Consider the following 21,219-nt stretch of genomic DNA (forward strand, 5'->3'; position numbering starts at 1 on the left):
TTGGTTTAATGGGATTCCCGGTTGACCTTGTCCCCGGATTTCCCGACGAGGAAATCCAGGTCGGCACCCAGGTGGGCCTGTTGCACGGTGGAGGTATACAATTTGACGTAACCCCGGTCCGTATGGGGTTTCGGGGGCTTCCAGGCCTGCCGGCGTTTCTCCAGTTCCGCGTCGTCCACCTCCAGGTGGAGCGTCCGGTTGGGCACGTCCAGCACAATCGTATCTCCGGTTTCCACCAGGCCCAGCACGCCGCCAATGGAGGATTCGGGCGATACGTGGAGGACCACCGTCCCGTAGGCCGTGCCGCTCATGCGGCCGTCGGAAATGCGCACCATGTCGGTGACGCCTTTCTTGAGGAGTTTGACGGGCAGGTCCATATTGCCCACCTCGGCCATCCCGGGGTAGCCCACCGGGCCGACGCCCTTGAGGACCATGATGCTGTTTTCATCTATCTCCAGATCCGGGTCGTCTACCCGGGCGTGATACTCTTCAATAGTCTCAAATACCACGGCCCGGCCTTTGTGGGTCATCAGTTTGGGTGTGGCTGCGGAAGGCTTGATCACGGCGCCGTCTTTGCAGAGGTTTCCGTACAACACGGCAATACCCGCGTTCTCCAGGAAGGGTTCCTCCAGGGGGGCGATGACCTCCCGGTTGTAGCACTCGGCGTGCTGGTTGTTCTCCCCTATGGGGTTCCCGTTCACCGTCAGTGCATCCGCGTGCAACTGGTCCCGCAGCTGGTTGATGACCACCGGCAGCCCGCCGGCATCGAAGAAGTCTTCCATCAGGAATTTGCCCGAGGGCATCAAATTCACCAGCAGGGGGATATTGCGGCCCAGGGTATCGAAATCCTTGAGTTCGAGTTTTACCCCGATCCGGTTGGCGATGGCCGTGAGGTGGATGATGAAATTGGTGGAACCGCCGATGGCGGCGTTTAATTTGATGGCATTTTCAAAGGCTTCCCGGGTCAGGATTTTTGACAGCCGGAGGTCTTCCCGCACCATCCCGACAATGCGTCTGCCGGACAGTTGGGCCAGGGTGCGTTTCCGGGCATCCACGGCGGGGATTGCAGCGGCCCCCGGCAGGGTGAGCCCCAGGGACTCCACCATACACGCCATGGTCGAGGCCGTCCCCATGGTCATGCAGTGCCCGGCGGAGCGGGCCGAGCAAATCTCTGCCTCTATCTGGTCTTCCTCGGTAAATCCCTGGTTTTTAAACCGGTCTTTTAACGACCACAAAAAGGTGCCGGATCCGATCCGCTCCCCCTTGTATTTCCCGTTGAGCATCGGGCCGCCCGGGACCACTATTGTGGGGAGGTCCACGCTACAGGCCCCCATTACGGTGGAGGGGGTGGTCTTGTCGCAGCCGGTGAGCAGCACCACCCCGTCCAGCGGGTTGGCCCGGATGGTCTCCTCGGTATCCATACTCGCCAGGTTGCGGAACAACATGGCGGTGGGCCGCATGAGCGTCTCTCCCATACTGGTTACGGGAAACTCAAAGGGTACGCCCCCGGCCTCCAGGATGCCCCGCTTCACATACTCCGCAAATTCCCGCAGGTGGCCGTTGCAGGGGGTCAGTTCCGACCAGGTATTGCAGATCCCGATAACGGGCCGCTTGCGGAAATAATCGTCCGGGTAGCCCTTGTTGCGCAGCCAGGATCGGTGGATGAACCCCTGGATTTCATCTTCGGGGGTAAACCAGTCTTCGCTCCTCAGGGGCTTGCCGGAGGCGTTTTTTTTCTCGTCGGAATCTTTTGCCATTTGCTCGTAATTGGAATTGGTCCGGACGCCATGTCCGATTTGTTTTTTCGTAAATTTTAAACAGTTAAAGTATCATCTTTTTAAAATCCATCAAAATTCTCAACGATATTTGTTATCAACACACTTAAAACTGCGGATTCCACAATGGGGATTTTCTTTTTGTATATTCGGAATCGCACAATTGCTGAACATGGAAACAAAATGGGAGACCAAGCGGGCCCTGATTACGGGGGCCGCCAGCGGCCTCGGGCTCGCACTCGCCAGACGCCTCCTGAACGAGGGGACACACCTGGGTTTGATAGACCATAACCCGGAAGGGCTCACCGCGGAATACCGGGAGACTGCCGGGCGTTTCAAAACGTATGCCCTGGATGTTACTGAGCCCGGGGAGGTCCAAAAGGCCGTGGAGGATTTTGCCGGGCAGGCCGGTGGGATTGACATCCTGGTGAATTGCGCCGGGATTACGGGAAGGACCGGGATAAAAAGCCACGAGGTGGACTTCGGGGATTTTAACCGCGTCCTGGGAGTCAATGTCCTGGGGTCCTTCAATACCTTTAAGGCAGTTGCCCCCTGGATGTTGAAACAGGGTGCGGGCCGGGTGCTGCACGTGGCCAGTATTGCTGGCAAGGACGGGAATGCAGGCATGCTTGCCTATTCGGCTGCGAAGGCGGCCGTCATCGGGATGATCAAGGTACAGGGGAAAGAGTATGCGGAATCGGGAATCCTGATCAACGGCATTGCCCCGGCCGTAATCCGGACGCCCATATTGGAGAGGCAACCCGAGGAGCAGATTCGGTACATGACGGATAAAATCCCGATGAAGCGCTGCGGTACCCTGGAGGAATTTGTGGAAGCCGCCTGCTATATCATCTCGGACCAAAACAGTTTCAGTACCGGGTTTACCTTTGACCTCAGCGGGGGCCGGGCGTTGTATTAACCGCGGCCAAAACCTAACGCGCCGGGCAATTAATTAAACAAACTATGGAACGCAGGACATTTTTAAAACGTACAGCCACTACCGGGATCGCCCTTTCGATGCCCGTTTTCCCGTCGTTTCTGACGGCGGGGTCCGACAACCGGTTTGGGGTGGCCGAGGCGGGCTACTATATGCGCTGGTACCGGGACCTGCCGAGCACGGCCTTCCCGCCATTTGAATCCGCCCTGGAAATGATGGACCACTGCCATGCCCTGGGTTTTGGGGGCGTACAGGTAAACGTCCGGGGCTGGGACCGGGAGATGGTCCGCGAGGTCCGAAACCGGCAGGAGTCCCTGGGGATGTTTGTGGAAGGACAGATCCGCCTGCCCCGGGACGATGCAGATGCGGATCGGTTTGAAAAAGAAATCAGGGCCGGCAAGGACGCCGGGGTGCGAATTTTTCGCACGGTTTGCCTCTCGGGGCGGCGATACGAAAACTTCAGCGACCTGGAGAGCTTTGAAAAGTTTCGCAGGGAATCCCGGGAAGCTATCCGGAGGGCGGAGCCCATTGCGGCGAAGCACCGGGTGAAACTGGCGGTGGAGAACCACAAGGACTGGCGCGCCGGGGAAATGCTGAACCTGCTGTCGGAATTCGACAGCGAATGGATTGGGGTAACCCTGGATACGGGCAACAACATCGCCCTGTTGGAACGGCCGATGGAAGTGGTCGATGCCCTGGCCCCGTATACTTTCTCCGTCCATTTAAAGGATATGGGGGTGGAGGAATACCCGGATGGCTTCCTGCTGTCCGAAGTCCCCCTCGGGGAAGGGTACCTGGATCTCCAGGGGATGATCAACCGGATCCGGAAGGAAAACCCCTCCGTCCGCTTCAACCTTGAAATGATAACGCGCGACCCGCTGGAAGTCCCCTGCCTGACCCCGGGATACTGGGCCACTTTTAACCAGATCGGCCCGGCGGAACTGGCAGAATTCCTGCACCATATCCGCGAGCACGACACGGGCCAACCGCTCCCGCGGGTTTCCGGCTTTTCGGACGACGTCCAACTGGCCCTGGAAGTGGCCAACAACCGGGAATCCCTGGTGAAGGCCCGGGAACTTTACGGCTTTAGCTGAAATACGAAATACACATTTATCAACCCAATTAAATTCAACAACACCAATGGCAGAAACATCCCTACCCGGAATTAAATTATTCGAAATGCACGGCAAGGTCGCACTGATCACCGGAGGTTCCAAAGGCCTGGGGTATGCGATGGGTGCCGGCTTTGCTTCGGCAGGCGCCCATGTGATGCTCGTCAACCGGAACCTGGAAGACGGGCGGGAATCCGCCAAAGAGCTTTCTGAAACCTACGGGGTAACCGCCACGGCCTATTCGGCAGACGTCACAGATCTGCCGGCCCTGGAAAAAGTGGTGGCAGATATTGTCAAAACACACGGCCGCCTGGATGTGCTGGTCAACAGCGCCGGGATCAATATCCGGGGCGCCATCGACGAACTGAGCCCGGAGGAATTCAGTAAGGTGATGCGCGTGAATGTGGACGGTACCTGGAACGCCTCCCGGGCCGTCACCGCGCAAATGAAAAAGCAGGGAAGCGGGAAAATCATCAACATGGCCAGTACGCTGGGCCTGGTAGGCCTGGCCAACCGGACGCCCTATGCCACCAGCAAGGGGGCAGTGGTGCAGATGACGCGCGCCCTCGGGCTGGAGCTCGCCCCGTTCAACATCAATGTGAACGCCATCTGCCCGGGCCCCTTCCTCACCGAGATGAACATCCCGATCGCCGAAACCGAGGAGGCGAAAAAATTTATCGTCGGGGCTACGGCCCTCGGCCGCTGGGGGGAGCTGAAGGAAATCCAGGGCGCAGCCCTGTTTTTGGCCAGCGACGCGGCCACCTATATGGTGGGGTCCATGCTTACCGTAGACGGCGGGTGGACCGCAAAATAAACGCCTGCCTGGCCCAGGGCTAAAAAACAGGCCCAATCCAGGTGGCGGCCCCGCCGGGACGGATCCAAAATAAAACCGGCACCCGGGGAAATCCCCCGGATGCCGGCACCAACATGCTCCACATATCGCTGGTTATCTGTACAGGGTAAAATGCCCTACATATTGTTGTTTTTCATTGTCGTTGGCGTTCACCACATACCAGTAATCGCCGGTGGGTAATTCGGTCCCCTCGTAGGTGCCGTCCCAGTTCTTCACCTGGTCCAGGATGGCCACCACGCGGCCGTACCGGTCGTAGATCTTGATTTCGATATTAGGGAAGAATTCCCGGTTGCCCGGCGACCATTCGTCATTCATGCCGTCCCCGTCCGGGGTAAAGTAATTCGGCAATTCCACCATGCCCTCAAAGTCGAAAGGGAAACTGATTTCCACCATACAACCCATCTGGTCCACCACCCGGATCCGGACATTCGCGTCGTAATTGATCGTAAACACGTTGTCGCTGCCAAACGAATCCCCGTTAAAGTAGAATTCGTATCCGCCAAACCCGCCGCTGGCTGTAGCCGTGATCTCGTTCGGGCCCGTCTGCATGGCATCCAGGGTCAGGGGCTGGTAGTCGTCGATGGTAAATTCCTCAAAGATCGTACACCCGTTTTCGTGGTAGATATACACCGTGTGGTCGCCGGCGGGCAGGTCGCCCCAGCTGCGGACATCCGTGGCCTCTGCCGTGATGGCATCCGTGGGGTCTGCAGGGTCCAGCGCAATGAGTACCTCGTCGTACAGCCCGCTGTCTGTCAGGGTTACCTCCACGGAATTGTTCGGGAAGATGCCGTCGCAGCCGTAGCGCACGTCCACATTGGCCGTCAGGTCCACCCCAATTTCAATGGGGATGACGATGTTGGCGGTACAGCCGTTGGCGTCCCTCACAAAGACCACATAGGATTCCCCGCCCAGCAGGTTGTCGTAGAACAGCGCATCGTTGCGCACGTAATCCACATCTGCAGAGGAATTCAGGCTGGTCTCGTAGTACGGGATGCCCGATCCGTCCACAAAAGGCGTCCCCCCGGCGATGGTGAGTTGTGCAGAGCCGTCCGCGGCCCCGATACAGGTCTCGTCCGTTGCGGTAAAACTCAGTTCAATAGGCTGGGGTTCCACCACGGAAATGCTCGTGAGCTCACTGCACCCCTCGGCATCCTGTATCAGGATATCGTAAGACCGGCCCGCGCCGGGGGCTCCTTCAAGGTCCGTGAAGGTATATACGCCCGGGGTAGCCGGGTCGCTGAAGAATTCGTTGAAATTCGGGGCGATCGCGAATTGGATCAGGCCTTCCCCCCCGCTGGTCACCTCGATGGTGATGCTGCCGTCTTCTTCTCCGGCACAGGAAACCGGGGTAGCCGAAGCCGAATACACGATGGGTGCCGGCCGCATGATAGTGAGCGGACCCTCCACGTCCCCGCAGGTATTCCCGCTGGTAACCGTTACGTAGTAATCGTTTCCGTCTGTGAGTTGCTCAAAAGTCCCGTCGGGTTGCGGTCCGCGGACTACCACGGCGCCCGGCAGCGGGTTAAACGGATCCGGGCCCGGGTCCCCGCTATACAGGATAAAGCTGTTGTCCCCTACCCCGCCGCTGGCGAAGGATTCAATCCGGCCGTCTATCTCGTTGGCGCAGGAAATGTCGTCCGGCAGGTTCACCACCAGGTCCAGATCCTGGGCGTCGATGAGGGTCAGGCCATTGGCGCGCACCACGTCGCAGACATTGGAGGCATTGACCTTGCGCACGTCGAACTGGTAGAAACCGGGGCCCCCGGAAATCAATACCGAGGTGTTGCCCACCCCCATCGAAATAAACGGGTCGGAAGGCAGGGCCGTCACCGAGCGGTATTCGTATTCAAAGCCCGGTTCCGGGTTCTGGACGCTCAGGCGCATCTCGCCGAGGCCACCGCAACCCGGGGCCCGCACCTGTACCAGGCTCGGGATAATCGGGGGCGGGGGATTTACGAAATAGGGTTCGGTAATACCCACGCAATCGTAGGTGGACGATACTTCAATAGCATACCAGCCCGTGCTGATATACCCTTCGCCCCCTGCACCTGCAAATACCGGGGAATCCTGCAGGCCGCTGCGGGAGAGCTCGTCCAGGATGTCGTTGCTGCCCAGGTAGATGAGCTGGTATTTGTAACCCGCTCCCGGAACGCCCCCTGAAGCACCGGTAAGGGCCGTAAGGGCATCGCCCGTTGCCGGGTCATAGGCTTCGAGGATGGCATTGTTCCCGCCCGGGCAGATCAGTGCCTGGGGTTCCCGGATGCCCACCTGGATGGGCGGGATCGGATTTAGGGTGATATCCACGGTGGCCGTACATCCCTCAACGTCCCGGACTTCCACGCGGTAGTCCCCGCTGCCCAGGTTTTCGAAACGGTCCGTAGCGGAATAGGGCGCAACCTCCGCATAGCCGCTCCCGTCGTCGCGGAGCAGGCGGTACTCATACGGGGCAATATCCCAACCGCCGGTTGCAGAAGCCACGATGATGCCCAGGTTGTCGTTACAGGACACGTTGCCTTCCTCCACCGCCACGGGAAGCAGGGGCCCGTTCGGGGCCCGTACGGTGGCCACATTGGATTCGGCCGGGCAGCCCGGGGTATCCTGGGAAACGATGTCCACGATAAAATTGCCCCCCGGCAGGCCGGTGATCCGGGCGGGATCGCCGCTGACATCCGGGAAGTTATTCGTGTCAAAGCTGCCGCTGGCCAGGGCCGGCATGATGCGGTTGCCGCCGCTGTCCACCTGGTAGACCTGGTAATCGTACACCCCGGTGTAGTCCGCAACCTCGATAAAGAGCGCCCCGTCATTTCCGGGCACTGCACAGCGCACCGGGTTTGCCTCGCTGATGGTCACCGCCGGGTAGGTGGGCTCAAAGACCTCGTGGAGGGGGAGCGGATAAGAACAGCCGCCGATATTGTCCGTGATCTCGAGCAGGTACCCGCCGGCCAGGGGCAGGTCCATCAGCACAAAGGAGTCTCCCGGGTTGTTCGTCACCGCAGCCGGGCTGGCCGGCCCGCTGACCACGGAAAGGGTGAAATCCGTACTTCCCACCACATCCACGCGGATCCGCTCGTCCGTGGTACACGTCAGGGCTGCCTGCAGGGACAGGGTCGGTACCACATCCGTAGGCGGGTTCAGGGTGGGCAGGTCAAAGGTGGCCTGGCACCCGTTGGCGTCGATGGCGTAAATTGTAATATCCTGGGGGGAGCCGTTGTCGACAACCTCAAAGGTCGGGGAACTCTGATAGTTTCCAAACCCGGTAATACTGTACTGGTATCCCGGGGTGCCCGGGTCCACCACGTTGACCGTTACAATCGTCGAACTGTAGCGGTTGGCGCCCGGTTCGCAGGCAAAATCCGGGGCGCTGGCCGTGATGGAAAATGCCGGGGGCTCGGAGATTTCGATGTCGTCCTGGCGGGTTTCGCAATTCCGGCTGGTCACCACGGTAACGTCATAGAAGCCGGGTACCAGGCCGGTAAAGGACCCGGAACCGTTTTGCTGGACGATGGTGGAAGTCCCCGCCTCGTAAAGCGTATAGGTAATCGGGCTGTCGGCATCCGTGCCCGCCTGCAGGAAGACGTCGATGGCCCCGTCATCGGCCCCGTTACAGGAAATATCCGTGTCGATCACCGCGCTGATCACGGGCGGGATGGCCGCATCCAGGGTAATCCCGTCCACCAGGAAGAAACAATTGATCACCCCGTCATTCACGATATTGTCTGTAACAAGCACCTCGTAATCGCCCGGGGCATAGCCGGTAAAGACCCCCGTGGTATTGTCGTCAATATAGGCCCCGGCCCCCGTGCGCAGCTCAAAGGTAAAGTCCCCGCTACCGCCCAGGGTGGAAATGGAGATTTCCCCGTCGGCCGCGTTACAGGTCGGTTCCGTGGTAAAGCCGCCGGAGGCGCTCAGGAACTCGTAGACGGTGGCGGTGCCCTGGCTCGTACAGCCGTTGGCGTCTACCACGTCCACCACATAGTCCCCGGGGGTCCCTACCGTATAGGTGTATTCCCACACCCCGCCGTTGAGTACCGGGAACTGCTCGTCCCCGTTAAGCGTAAAACGCGGCGTATCTACCGTCGAAGGGATCTGTACCAGGATATCGAAGGAGGTGACCGTGTTGTCGCACTGGTTCTCCACCACAAAGGTGGGTACGGGCAGGTCCGGTTCCAGGTTGATGATCTGGGCGATGGCAAATGAGGTACATCCCGAAATATCGCGCACATAGACGTCGTAATTCCCAGCCGGCCCGATAAAGGTGGTTGCCGTATCGAAATCTCCCGGCGTGGGCGGTACGCCGGCATCCATGAAAGCAAATTCATAGGGGCCGCCGCCACCCCCGGATCCCTGGACCGTAAACTGGCCAAAGGCATTACAGTTGGCGGGCTCCTGGGCGATGATATCGATATTGGGCGTATTCTGGTCGATGACCACGGCAGTGGCATCTGTACAATTATCGGTAGATTCGGTAACGATCACCTGGTAATTCCCCGGCAGGGTTTCATAGGCTCCGGAATACGTGGGACTTACGTTGGTCGGCGAATCAATGGTGATCCGCGTCCCGTCGTCCGTGTTCAGAAGTTCAATCAGCAGGTCAGAGCCCGGGGTAAACCCGGTAACGTCGTATAATATCTGGCCAAAGCGGTTGGCGTCACAATAACCCGGGGTGCTCGTGGCGGTCACTTCCAGCGGGTTGGGTCCGTCCACGGGCGGGATTTCGTCCAGGTACACACAACCGGTGCCCAGGTCGGTGACCTCAACAGTGTACGTTACGCCAAATTGCAGGCCGTTGAAGGTATGTCGTCGAGGCGGGCTGTTTACCGGGACCGGCGGGTTCGGGTCGGTAGCCAGGCGGATCTCGAAGGGGCCCACGCCCCCCACGATTTCCACTGTATTGGTAAATCCGCCAGCGGCGCAAACCGGTGCTGCCACCGGATCCGGAACCACATCCACGGTGGTCTGGTCCACGGTCACCGTATCCTCATCCCGGCAACCCAGGGCGTCTAGGGTTACCACCGTATAGATACCCGGGACGATATTCGTAAACGTTTCCGCTGTACTGGAAGTGGGCCCGATCCGGTCCAGTTCCACGCCGAACTGGTCCTGCAGGATATATGTGTAATCGGCGGTTCCCCCGGCCACAGAGGTTACCTGGATACTGCCTTCCACAAGGCCGGCCGAACAGGTAGCCGTCACCGGCGCAACCGTTGCATCCGGCGGGGGCGTGCCGTCCAGGGGAATGGTTACGTCCTGAGGCACGGTTTCGCACCCGCGGGCATCCCGGACGATTACCGTATAGGTCTGGCCGGCGTTCAGGTTGGAAAAGACGGACTGGGAACCGAAGGCCCCGCCGTCAAAGCTTATTTCGTAAGGCGGAATGCCGCTGGTGGCATCCGGGGTAACGGTGACAATGCCGTTGTTGGTCTGCCCGCAGCTCGCAGGAGTGACCGCGATGCTGGCCGGGTCAATATTTACAGGCGGGTTCAGCGTAATCGGACTGGACACGGCCACGCAACCCCGGTTATCCGTTACCCGGAACACATAATCCCCGGGTACATTCGTGTTGTATACAAAGTTGTTGCTCGCCAGGGGTACCGGGGCGCCGTAGGTAGCCCCGCCATTAGCGCTCACCTCGTACTGCTTGGCCCCGGCCCCGGCCAGGTACCCGCCCGTCACCTGCACGCGGATCCCCCCGTCGGCACCGCCACACGGGATTTCCGCATCGATACTCGTGTTCACCCGCAACTGGGAATTAATCGTCGCGGTGACCGCATCCGTACAATTGTTCCCGTCCACCACTTCGATGGTGTAATTTCCGGGGTTCAGTCCGGTAAATACAGGGCTGGCCTGCAGGGGGCCTCCGTTGATCCGGTACTGGTGGGAAGCCAGGGGGGCCGTCCCCGCTGAGGAGCTCACCGCCAGGGTGGCGCCGGTACCCGGCACATAACAATAATCCGAAGCGCCGGCGTCCAGGGTAAGCGTCGGGGCGTCGATGGGCGTCAGGCTGAAGTTGAAGGTAGCCGTACATCCTTCGGCATCTTCCACCGTGAGGATGTAGTTGCCGCTCTGGGTCAGGTTTCCAAACGTCCGCCCGCTTTTCGGGCCGCTGACAAAGCCGTTGGGCATCTCCAGGCTGTAGCGGTAGGTACCCCAACCGCCACCGGCCGTTGCCACCACCCGTCCCGTATTCCCGTTGGCACAGGTCATGGCGGTTACATTCCCCGACAGGGTCAGCGGGCTGGCCGGCTCCTCGATGGTAATGCTTGCAGTGTCCGTACATCCCGTATCCGCATCCGTAACGGTAATGGTGTAGGTACCGGCCCCGGAAAGCGGCAGGTCTACTTCCGCGTCGTTCTGGGGTGCGCTCTCCGGCCCCCCGTTGATATTATAGGTATAGTTGTTCGTAAACCCGTCGATCAGGAAGGTCCCTGTACCGTCGGCTGCACCGGTACATACGCGGGTATCCCCGCCGGATTTAACCCGGGCGCGGATGGTGCTGATGACCGCGGGGGTAAAGCTCTCCGTATACGTACATCCATTGGCATCCGTAATGCGGAAGGTATAGGCTGTGTTGACGCTCAGACCGGAAAACGTATCGCTCCCGCCGTTATTGACCGAAATGGGGCTGATGACCTCGTATAGGACAATCGGGGCGTTGCTCGTGGGGGTGAGCTGCACGTCCGAAGTGCCGGCCGCGCAATTGATGGCGCTCTGGGCAAAGGCCAGGTCGGTAGGCGGATCCACATCGGCAATGGTGATGGCCGTCAGTTCCAGGCGGCAGCCGCCGGCATCCCGGATGATGGGCGTATAGGTGCCCGGCGCCAGGTTCGAATAGGTTTCCTGGGTACTGAAATTCACCCCGTCGATACTGAACTCATAGCCGCTCCCGGAACCCCCGGAATACGGTCCCTGGAATTCGATGATCCCCCCGTCCACGCCGCCGGCCCCGTCGCAGAGCCGATCCTGGATCTTTACGGCATTGCCGGTGATGGCCCCTACATTGGTCACCGAGATGGAAGTCGGGATCGTATAGATACAGCTGAAGGCCGCCTGCTGGTACTGCACCTGGATCTGGTTGTAGGTCCCCGTCGGCACGGTGAGTACCGGATTGGCCGACCAGGGGTCGGCGGGATCGGCGCGGAACAAGAGGTTGTACCCCTTGGCGTCGATGATGTTGATGTCGATGCGGGCACCGTTGTTGCAGTCGCCGTCCGTCCCGGAAGCGGTTACGTCCGGGGGGGTGAGTTCCTCCACGCTGGCCGTTGCCGTAGTGGTACAGCCGTTGGCGTCCGTGATAAAGAATTCATAGGTCCCCGCTGCCGTGACGTTGTAGGTAGTCTGCCCGGTGTATGTGCCTCCGGAATTCCCCCCGTCGCTCACCGTAAACGTATACGGGCCGGCCCCGCCGGATGTCCGCACGATGATATCCGCATCGTTGGCCCCGCAAACGGGGTCCGAACTCAGGCTTTCATTCACCTCCGTTGAAGCTGAAAGGGCCACCAGGCCGTCACCGATAACAATGGGGTTGCCGTTAATGTCCGTGGACTGGCGGGGGGGCGGGATACCGTTCCCCGGGTCGCCCGTACACTGCTGGGTCTCCACCTGTACGCTGTAGGTACCGAAACCAACGGCGGCAAATGTATAGGGGTTGTTCGGGATAAAGGTGGTGAACTCCTGGGGCACGCCTGAAGCGTCCAGGAGCGTGTATTTGAAAGGGCCCGGCACGTTGTTCACCGTTACGGTGATGCTGCCGGTCTCCCCGAAGCACTGGGCATCGGTGAATTCCACATCGATGTCGATCTCCTGTTCCTCGATGACAATGGGTTCGTACGGGTATTCACAGGTGTTCGAAGTATTTTGCAAACGCGCCTTCACCACGTAGGTTCCCGGGTCCAGGCTGCCGAAGATCGGGGAGGTTTGCCAGGGGCCGAACCCCGTGCCGTTGTCGATGCTGAATTCGTAAGCACTCGAGAGGTTGGTGATCTGGATCCGCCCGGGCACCCCGCAGATAAAATCCCGCTTCACATAGGTCTGGGTAATGGTACTTTTCTTAACCTTGAAGTAGTAGTAGGATCCCCCGTTGACCCGCACGCGAAATTCCGCCCCGCTGGAGGCCGGGATGGAAGCGGCATTCAGGGTAAGGGTGGAAGCCCCGGAAATCGTCTGCCAGTACGGGTTGCACTCGCTCCCGATAATGGGCGGGCAGTCTTCGTTGACGTCAAAGGTACAGCTCCCACCGGGTACCAGTTGTTGCCATTGATAACTGCTGTGGCTTCCGCTTACCGAAATAATCCGGTCGTCGTAGTCCCCGCAAAGGTTAAAGCGCGCGATGGTAAACCCGTTGTCCGCACAGGTAACTTCCTCGTCTGCATTCTGGATAATCGTAGAGAAGAGTGCCGGGGCGGCCGGAGCAGGGAAATCCGTGGTTCCTGTTGCAATACTTGCCGCAGGGTCGATGCCGACAACCCCCCGGGGCTGCTGGCTATCGGAAATTACGCTGTCGATACGGGACAAAAATCCTCCCAGGGTACCGCCAGCAATGGCTGAAGAGCTGATGATAGTGGCCACTAGCATCAACAGGGCATACCAGAGATGCCTGTTCTTTTTTGGGAGCATAGGTTAAGTCTTGTGGTCGATACCCGCGATTTGGGAAACGAATAGCGGCCGGGGTAATTATTTATCTTATAAAATCTCTTTAACTTAGGCGATAAGCCTATACTTCTTTATTTCCTAACGACACAACATGCGAAATAGTATTGTTTTATCCGCTTTTTTGGTCATTTTATCGATGAACTCCTGTGCGCAGGACCCGGAAAACCAGGCAACTGTCCCGGAAACCGTTTCGTTCACCCCCGAATTGGTGGTGGAGGACCTGGACATCCCCTGGGGAATGGCCTTCCTGCCCGACGGCTCCCTGCTGATAACCGAAAAAAGCGGGGAGATCCTTCTTTACCGCGGGGGGTCAAAAACGGAAATTTCCGGCGTCCCGGAGGTATACAACCGCGGTCAGGGCGGCCTGCTGGACATTGCCCTGGACCCTGACTACCCGGACAATGGCTGGATATACCTGACGTATGCGTCCGAAGAGGGCCCGGGGTCCGGCGGGCACACGGCCCTGGCCCGATGCAAGCTCAGCGGCACCACCCTGACGGACCTGGAAGTACTCTACAAAGCAAGCCCGAATACCACGGCGGGGCAGCACTTCGGGTCCCGGATCGAATTCGACCGGGACGGCTACCTGTATTTCAGCATCGGGGAACGGGGCGAGCGGGACGTGAACCCCCAGGATACGGGGCGGGACGGCGGCAAGGTTTACCGGTTGAACCCGGACGGCAGCATCCCCCCGGACAACCCGTTTGTCGGCTCGGACGGCCTGGACGCCATCTATTCCTACGGACACCGCAACCCCCAGGGCATGGCGCTCCACCCGGAATCCGGGGAAATTTGGGTGCACGAGCATGGCCCGCGGGGCGGTGACGAAATCAATGTGGTAAAAAAAGGCGCCAATTACGGCTGGCCCGTAATCACTTACGGGATCAATTACAGCGGGACCCCCATCACGGACCAGACCGAGATGGAAGGCATGGAACAACCCATCCACTACTGGGTCCCCTCCATCGCGCCCAGCGGTATGGCCTTTGTGACTTCCGACAACTACCCCGGATGGGAAGGCAGCCTGCTGGTGGGTTCCCTGTCTTTCCAGTACCTGGAGCGCCTGGAAATGGAGGGTAAAACCGTATTGAAAAGGGAAAAACTCATGGAGGATGTAGGCCGGGTGCGGAATGTCCGCCAGGGCCCCGACGGACTGATCTACGTGGCTGTCGAGGGTGAGGGAATCTACCGGCTCAACCCGGATCGATAACGACTGATCCTATTTCAGTGCTTCCAGCGCTTTCTGCACGGAACCATAGCGTTTGAGGGCTTCCCCGGCCGCTTCGTATTCCAGGCCAAGGCTTTCCATCAGGTACCGGGTCCCCCGGTCTATCAATTTGTTATTGCTCAATTGCATATGGACCATCTTGTTCCCCCTGACCCGCCCGACACGTACCATCAGTGCCGTGGAGATCATATTGAGAACGAGTTTCTGGGATGTGCCGCTTTTCATCCGGGTACTCCCCGTGATAAATTCGGGGCCCACGTCAACAGCTATCGGTATTTCCGCCGCTTCCGCCAGGGGCGACCCTGGGTTGTTGGTAATCCCCGCAGTAAGCAGCCCTTCCGAGCGCGCTTTGCGTATGCCCCCCAGGACATAGGGGGTGGTCCCGGAAGCTGCGATCCCCACCACAGTATCCATGGGCCCGATTTCGTATTCCCCTAGGTCTTTCCAGGCCTGCTGCTTGTCGTCTTCTGCGTGCTCCACCGCTTTGCGGATGGCCCGGTCGCCGCCGGCTATCAGCCCGATGACCCGGTCGTGGGGCATGCCATAGGTAGGGGGGATTTCCGAGGCGTCCAGGATGCCCAGCCGCCCACTCGTGCCGGCTCCGATATAGAACAAGCGGCCGCCACTTAGAAAACGGGGTTCCAGGGCCTTCACCAGCCGGGAAATTTCCGGAATACAGGCTGCTACGGCCGGGGCCACCTTTTGGTCTTCCTCGTTTATTTTCTGCAGGAGGGAGACGGCGTCCAGGTCCTCCAGGTTATCGTGCAGGGAGGCCTGCTCCGTGATTTTCTTGAATTGCGACATATTATGCGATATACTATTTGATAGGTGAGCTTCTATAAAAGATGAATTTCCCGGTCGCGGAACGGGTTGAGCCGGTTGTGGTCCGGCGGTAATTCGGTGACCAGGGTATTGATCGCACTGATATCGCAGGTGCGATACCGGTGCTGTGAATTCAGTTTCTCGGAAATACAGAGCAGAATGGCCTTCCGGGAGGAGGCGATTACGGATTTTTTGACCTGCACCACCTCCCAGTCAAACTCAGTAAGCCCGTGGAGGGCATCCACATACCCGGTTCCGATAAAGCCGTAGTCCACACGGATATCCGACAGGGCGTGGATGGCGCTGGCCCCGGTGGCAATCTGTGCCTCCCGCGAAATTTTCCCGCCGATCAACACCACCTCCACCCGTGGCTTGGCCAATAGTTGCAAGGCCACCGGCAGGCTCAGGGTAAAACAGGTCAGGTTCAGGTTCTCGGGCAGTTCCCGGGCGAGTTCCAGGCAGGTGGTCCCCCCGTCGATAAAGATGACCGAACCGTCCCGGAGGAGGCTCGTCGCTTTCCGGGCGATGGTGCGCTTTTCCTCCAGGGCGTAGGTATTTCCACTGCCCGTGGCCGGACTTACAAATCCCAGGGAAACGGCACCGCCGTGTACTTTGCGCAATTTCTGGTCCGCATCGAGTTCCTTGACATCCCGCCGTACGGTATCGATGGATACCTCGAGCATTTCGGCCATATCCGTAAGCTGGACCCGGTTGTGGAGGTCCACTTCACTGAGGATGATGCGCTGTCGTTCTTCCTTGAGCACGTAAGGCGGTTTTCCGGCAAAGATAGTAAAATCCTGAACCTGCTGTTTTTTGTTGCAGATATTTAATAAATAGTTAAATATTGCATTTAACAGCATAATAAACTGCAAGAAACTGCAATTATTGGAATTTTTTCTTATTTTTGTCCCCGCAAACAACATAAAACTACCCATGACTGAAATTGCAAGCACCGCACCCCACGGCACCATCCCGACGGATGACGAATCCCGGAAATTCGAAAAAATCCCCACCCGGATCTACGACAATTCCGATACGGCCTCCTTCCAGGTAGCCACGGAAATTTCCCAGCTTATCCGGCAACGCCAGAAGCAGGGCAAAAAAGCCGTCATTGGCCTGGCCACCGGGTCTACCCCCACCAAGGTGTACGATTTCCTGGTACAATTCCACCGGGAGGAAGGCCTGAGCTTTAAAAATGTGGTCACCTTTAACCTGGACGAATACTACCCGATGCAACCGGACTCCATCCACAGCTATGTCCGGTTCATGAACGAACACCTTTTTGACCACATCGACATCAAAAAGGAAAATGTCCATATCCCCGACGGCCAACTCGACAAGGAAGACGTCCGGGATTTTTGCCGGGATTACGAGGAGCAAATCCGCAAGGCAGGGGGGCTGGACATCCAGGTGCTGGGTATCGGACGGACCGGACATATCGGTTTTAACGAGCCGGGATCCTCCCTGAAGAGTGTTACGCGGATGGTCCGCCTGGACCGGGTAACCCGCCTGGATGCGGCCAGCGATTTCTTCGGCCTGGAAAACGTACCCACCAAAGCGATTACCATGGGGGTTGGGACCATCATGAAGGCCCGGCGCATTGTCCTGATGGCCTGGGGGGAAGGCAAAGCGGGCATTATCCGGCAGGCCGTGGAAGGAAAGATCCGGGAATCCGTGCCGGCCACCTTCCTCCAGCACCACCCGAATTGCGAGGTAATCGTGGACCAGGCGGCAGGGTCAGCCCTCACCCGGATGGCGACGCCCTGGCTGGTTTCGGAATGCGAATGGAACGACGCCCTGATCAAACGGGCCGTGCTCTGGCTGTCCGAAAAGCTGGATATCGCCATCCTGAAGCTCACCAACGAGCACTACAACGAATACGGCATGGGGAACCTGGTGGCGGAGATCGGTTCGGCCGAACATATCAACCTGCAGGTATTCAATGCCCTGCAGCGCACCATTACCGGATGGCCGGGCGGGAAGCCGAATGCAGACGACAGCAACCGGCCGGAGCGCCGGGAGCCCTATCCCAAGCGATCGCTGATCTTCAGCCCGCACCCGGACGACGACGTCATCTCCATGGGCGGGACGCTGCTGCGGCTGGTAGACCAGGGGCACGAAGTTCACGTGGCCTACCAGACATCGGGAAATATCGCCGTGTTTGACGACGAGGTGATCCGCTTCCTGGACTTTGCCACCGACGTCCAGAAAGACAACCAGGCACTCATGCAGCAGTTTAAAGAGGTACGGGAGTTCCTGGCCAACAAGGAGCCGGGGGCAGTGGACAGCCGGGAAATCCAGGAGTTCAAAGGGCTCATCCGAAAAGGGGAGGCACTGGCCGCCTGCCGCTACTGCGGGGTGGACGAGGCCAACGCCCACTTCCAGAACCTGCCGTTTTACGAAACCGGCACGGTTAAGAAAAAACCGCATTCCGAAGCGGATATTCAAATCACCTACGACCTGCTGCAACAGATAAAACCCCACCAGATCTTTGCGGCTGGGGACCTCTCGGACCCGCACGGGACGCACCGGGTTTGCCTGCAAATTATCTTCCAGGCCCTGGAGCGCCTGAAGCAGGAAGGGGCGGAATGGTTGTCGGACTGCTATGTCTGGCTCTACCGGGGCGCATGGCAGGAATGGGATATTGCAGATATGGAAATGGCTGTCCCCATCGGGCCCAAAGACATGGAGCGGAAAAAGAATGCCATCTTCAAGCACCAGTCGCAAAAGGACAGTGCCATGTTCCCCGGCAATGACGAGCGGGAATTCTGGCAACGGGCCGAACAGCGGAACAAGGAGACTGCCCGGAAATACAATGCGCTCGGGATGGCCGAGTACGAGGCGATGGAAGGGTTTGTCCGCTACCATTTCATGTAACCGAACCGGGATATTCCCCCAACTGAGCCCCGGGCCTTCAGGGTCCGGGGCTATTTTTTTATGCAACCCGGGACATGTCGGACATTTCAATTAAATTCGGGCCATGACGCCAAAAGACAAACGGGCCTGGCTATGGGTCCCCACCTTGTATTTTACACAGGGCCTCCCCTACGTCCTGGTGGTCACCGTCTCGGTGATCCTCTATAAAAACCTCGGGGTCAGCAACGCGGATATTGGCCTGTATACCAGCTGGCTCTACCTGCCCTGGGTGCTGAAGCCGCTTTGGAGCCCCTTTGTGGATTTGCGCGGTACCAAGCGGAAATGGTTTCTCTCCATGCAGCTCATCATTTCGGCAGCCTTGCTGGCTGCGGGGCTCAGCCTCCCCACCAACCAGTTCCTGGTAACCTCCCTGGCCTGTTTCTGGATTGCTGCCTTTGCCTCAGCCACCAACGACATCGCCTCGGACGGTTACTACATGATTGCCCTGAGCCAGAAAAAACAATCGTTTTTCGTCGGGATGCGGAGTACTTTTTACCGCCTGGCGATGATCACCGGCCAGGGCCTGATTGTTATCCTGGCGGGATTCCTGGAAAACTATTACGGGGATAATTCCAGGGCCTGGTCCGTTACCCTGACGGCCACGGCCGGGCTGATGCTGCTGATGACCCTCTCCAACTATTTTGCCACCCCGGCCTACGAAACCGCCCAGCCCGCCGAGGGCGACCGCAGCTTTTGGGCCATTTTCAGGAGTTTTTTCGAAAAGCCGCATATCGGGTGGGCGCTGGCCTTTATCCTCACCTATCGGCTCGGGGAGTCCCAGCTGGTTAAAATGGCCGCGCCTTTCCTGTTGGACGACCCGGATTCCGGGGGGCTGGCGTATTCCACGGAAGCCGTGGGAACCATCTACGGAACCGTCGGGGTGATCTGCCTCTCGGCAGGGGGCATCCTGGGGGGGATCCTGATTTCCCGGGACGGGCTCAGGCGCTGGATGCTGCCAATGATCCTCTCCCTGAACCTGCCCAATGTGCTCTATGCTATTCTCGCCATTACCCAGTCCGACCAGACCTGGGCAGTTGTCGGGACGGTGGTTGCCGAACAATTCGGATACGGATTTGGGTTTGCCGCCTTTCTGATCTACCTGATCTACCTGGCGGACGGACCGTTTAAGACCGCGCATTACGCCATTGCCACGGGTTTTATGGCCCTGGGCATGATGCTCCCCGGCATGATCAGCGGCTACATGCAGCAGTGGCTCGGGTACGGGGGGTTCTTTGTCTGGGTGGTGATCGCCGCCCTGCCGGCCCTGCTGATGCTTTCAAAAATTCGTTACCCCGCCGACTACGGCAAAAAATCCGCTTCCGATGCCTGACACCCGCCCGGTAGAACACATGCTGCGCCACACTACCCGGGAAGAACAGGTGGGCCAGCTCTTTATGCCCGCGGCCTTTATCAACGATACGGAGGAGGCCATAGTGCGCCTGGAGGAGTTGATCCGGGAATTCCACATCGGCGGCCTTTGCTTTTTCCACAGCCCGGCCAGCGCCGCCACCAATTTTGAGGGAAAAAAGGAAATCCCCCACAACCCGGACAGCCTGGGGACCCTGAAAGAACTGATCCGCCGCTACCAGCGGGCTGCCCGATACCCGCTGCTGATCGCCATGGATGCGGAATGGGGCCTGGCCATGCGGGTCGAAAACGGGGAGCCTTACCCGTACGCCCTCTGCCTGGGGGCCCTGTCGGATCGGGACCCGCTGCTCTACCAGGTAGGACTGCGAATGGCCGCCGACTGCCGGGATGCCGGCATCCACTGGAACCTGGCCCCGGTTGCCGACGTGAATTGCAACCCGGGGAACCCGGTGATTGGCTACCGGGCCTTCGGAACCACCCCGGAGGGGGTCGCCCGCCGCGCTTCGCTTTTTTACCGGGGCCTCAAAGACGGGGGCATCCTGGGTTGTGGGAAACACTTCCCGGGCCATGGGGATACCGCCGTAGATTCCCACCTGGCGCTTCCTGCTATCGATAAAGGAGCGGCGGAACTGGAATCCACGGAATTCGTCCCGTTCCGACGACTTGTGGCGGAAGGGGTTGACGCCATTATGACCGGGCACCTGGCCGTGCCCGCCCTGGACCCGGAAGGCCTGCCGGCCAGTTTATCCCCCGCCGTCATCGGCCAGGGCATCCGGCAAAATCTGGGGTTTGACGGGGCAGTTATCAGCGATGCCCTGAATATGCACGCAGTGAGCAAAAATTATCCGGGTCCCGGGGAGGTGGCCTGGCGGGCCTTTGCCGCCGGGAACGACATGCTCTGCTTTGCCGAAGACATCCCGGAGGCCCACCGGCGGATATGCCGGGAAGGGGAAACCGACCAGATTGAGGCTTCCTTCCGTCGGGTCTGGCAATTGAAAGAACGCGTCCGGGAAGTCGGATCCAAGCCGGTACAACCGGCCCATTCCCCGGCCGGGCTCCGCCGGGAACTCGCCGCAAAATGCCTGACGGAGGCTCGCGCAGATGGGGAACCTGCCGCCTTCCTCGGCGAAGGCCCGGTCACTGTCGTACTTGCAGGCAGGGACCTGCTGCCTTTTCATGCGGGGATCCGGGATCAATTCCAGGCGGATTTCCTGGAATGGGACCTGGCCGCAGACCGGCCGGAAGCCCTCCCCATGCCGGGCACCCAAAAAATCCTGATCGCCCTGCAACCCCCTGCCCTGAAACCTGCAGGAAATTTTGGCATCTCGGCTGCCGCCCTCCGGGCCCTCGATGCATTGATGGAGAATCACCGGGTCTGGCTCTGCCACTTCGGGAATCCGTATGCCCTGAATCTGTTGCAAACAGACCGGGTTGCAGGGATCCTGGTAGCCTACCTGCCGTTGGCGGAATTTCAACAGCAGGCCCTTGCTTATTTTCGGGGGGAGGCACGCCCGGCAGGCGAGCTGCCCATCCAACTGAAACCGTCCCGGAACGGTTAA

General features: G+C 59.2%; 11 protein-coding genes. 7 read left to right on the plus strand and 4 right to left on the minus strand.

Translation table 11 applies throughout. The features are described from left to right. Positions 1–5: 5 nt before the first annotated feature. Entirely contained in the window at positions 6–1,757 is a 1,752-nt protein-coding gene (locus tag AC3DKS_RS09060) for an IlvD/Edd family dehydratase (RefSeq protein WP_272607740.1), read from the minus strand. Between the two features lie 190 nt (positions 1,758–1,947). Here AC3DKS_RS09060 and AC3DKS_RS09065 point away from each other — a divergent pair, with 190 nt between their 5' ends. The 3 genes from AC3DKS_RS09065 to AC3DKS_RS09075 all read left to right on the plus strand — a co-directional run bounded on the left by AC3DKS_RS09065 (position 1,948) and on the right by AC3DKS_RS09075 (position 4,638). Continuing rightward, positions 1,948–2,694, plus strand: a complete 747-nt coding sequence (locus tag AC3DKS_RS09065; protein ID WP_041327293.1) for an SDR family NAD(P)-dependent oxidoreductase — start codon at positions 1,948–1,950, stop codon at positions 2,692–2,694. A 44-nt stretch (positions 2,695–2,738) separates the two neighbouring features. Then, positions 2,739–3,806: a sugar phosphate isomerase/epimerase family protein gene (locus tag AC3DKS_RS09070; protein WP_041327294.1), complete on the plus strand. Its 1,068-nt coding sequence runs from the start codon at positions 2,739–2,741 to the stop codon at positions 3,804–3,806. An 85-nt stretch (positions 3,807–3,891) separates the two neighbouring features. Next, positions 3,892–4,638 carry an SDR family NAD(P)-dependent oxidoreductase gene (locus AC3DKS_RS09075; protein WP_430930940.1) on the plus strand — a complete coding sequence of 249 codons (747 nt, stop codon included), beginning with the start codon at positions 3,892–3,894 and terminating at the stop codon, positions 4,636–4,638. Positions 4,639–4,770: 132 nt separating this feature from the next. Here the strand turns inward: AC3DKS_RS09075 and AC3DKS_RS09080 are convergent, their stop codons facing one another. Then, the gene (locus tag AC3DKS_RS09080; RefSeq protein WP_474731214.1) at positions 4,771–13,290 is read right to left on the minus strand and encodes a T9SS type B sorting domain-containing protein; all 8,520 of its coding nucleotides are present in this window, start codon (positions 13,288–13,290) and stop codon (positions 4,771–4,773) included. Between the two features lie 127 nt (positions 13,291–13,417). Here AC3DKS_RS09080 and AC3DKS_RS09085 point away from each other — a divergent pair, with 127 nt between their 5' ends. After that, positions 13,418–14,536, plus strand: coding sequence for a PQQ-dependent sugar dehydrogenase (locus tag AC3DKS_RS09085; RefSeq protein ID WP_272607737.1), 1,119 nt, complete (start codon positions 13,418–13,420; stop codon positions 14,534–14,536). 9 nt (positions 14,537–14,545) lie between these two features. On the opposite strand, the gene AC3DKS_RS09090 is transcribed toward AC3DKS_RS09085, so the two are convergent. Beyond that, positions 14,546–15,358, minus strand: a complete 813-nt coding sequence (locus tag AC3DKS_RS09090; protein WP_272607736.1) for an N-acetylmuramic acid 6-phosphate etherase — start codon at positions 15,356–15,358, stop codon at positions 14,546–14,548. Positions 15,359–15,390: 32 nt separating this feature from the next. Then, positions 15,391–16,140: a DeoR/GlpR family DNA-binding transcription regulator gene (locus AC3DKS_RS09095; protein WP_041327886.1), complete on the minus strand. Its 750-nt coding sequence runs from the start codon at positions 16,138–16,140 to the stop codon at positions 15,391–15,393. Positions 16,141–16,309: 169 nt separating this feature from the next. On the opposite strand from AC3DKS_RS09095, the gene nagB reads away from it, so the two are divergent. From nagB to AC3DKS_RS09110, 3 genes are all read left to right on the plus strand, one after another. Beyond that, entirely contained in the window at positions 16,310–18,253 is a 1,944-nt protein-coding gene (nagB, locus tag AC3DKS_RS09100) for a glucosamine-6-phosphate deaminase (protein WP_015755507.1), read from the plus strand. 103 nt (positions 18,254–18,356) lie between these two features. Beyond that, positions 18,357–19,622, plus strand: coding sequence for an AmpG family muropeptide MFS transporter (locus AC3DKS_RS09105; protein WP_015755508.1), 1,266 nt, complete (start codon positions 18,357–18,359; stop codon positions 19,620–19,622). Continuing rightward, positions 19,615–21,219: a glycoside hydrolase family 3 protein gene (locus AC3DKS_RS09110; RefSeq protein ID WP_015755509.1), complete on the plus strand. Its 1,605-nt coding sequence runs from the start codon at positions 19,615–19,617 to the stop codon at positions 21,217–21,219. The genes AC3DKS_RS09105 and AC3DKS_RS09110 overlap by 8 nt, the downstream gene beginning before the upstream one ends.

The organism is Robiginitalea sp. (assembly GCF_982776155.1).

What these genes read in the sequence shown, in the direction of transcription:
- AC3DKS_RS09110 (WP_015755509.1), top strand. Translation starts at nt 19,615, where the DNA reads ATGCCTGACACCCGCCCGGTAGAACACATGCTGCGCCACACTACCCGG.
- AC3DKS_RS09070 (WP_041327294.1), top strand. Translation starts at nt 2,739, where the DNA reads ATGGAACGCAGGACATTTTTAAAACGTACAGCCACTACCGGGATCGCC.
- AC3DKS_RS09060 (WP_272607740.1), bottom strand. Translation starts at nt 1,757, where the DNA reads ATGGCAAAAGATTCCGACGAGAAAAAAAACGCCTCCGGCAAGCCCCTG.
- AC3DKS_RS09090 (WP_272607736.1), bottom strand. Translation starts at nt 15,358, where the DNA reads ATGTCGCAATTCAAGAAAATCACGGAGCAGGCCTCCCTGCACGATAAC.
- AC3DKS_RS09105 (WP_015755508.1), top strand. Translation starts at nt 18,357, where the DNA reads ATGACGCCAAAAGACAAACGGGCCTGGCTATGGGTCCCCACCTTGTAT.
- nagB (WP_015755507.1), top strand. Translation starts at nt 16,310, where the DNA reads ATGACTGAAATTGCAAGCACCGCACCCCACGGCACCATCCCGACGGAT.
- AC3DKS_RS09085 (WP_272607737.1), top strand. Translation starts at nt 13,418, where the DNA reads ATGCGAAATAGTATTGTTTTATCCGCTTTTTTGGTCATTTTATCGATG.
- AC3DKS_RS09065 (WP_041327293.1), top strand. Translation starts at nt 1,948, where the DNA reads ATGGAAACAAAATGGGAGACCAAGCGGGCCCTGATTACGGGGGCCGCC.
- AC3DKS_RS09080 (WP_474731214.1), bottom strand. Translation starts at nt 13,290, where the DNA reads ATGCTCCCAAAAAAGAACAGGCATCTCTGGTATGCCCTGTTGATGCTA.
- AC3DKS_RS09075 (WP_430930940.1), top strand. Translation starts at nt 3,892, where the DNA reads ATGCACGGCAAGGTCGCACTGATCACCGGAGGTTCCAAAGGCCTGGGG.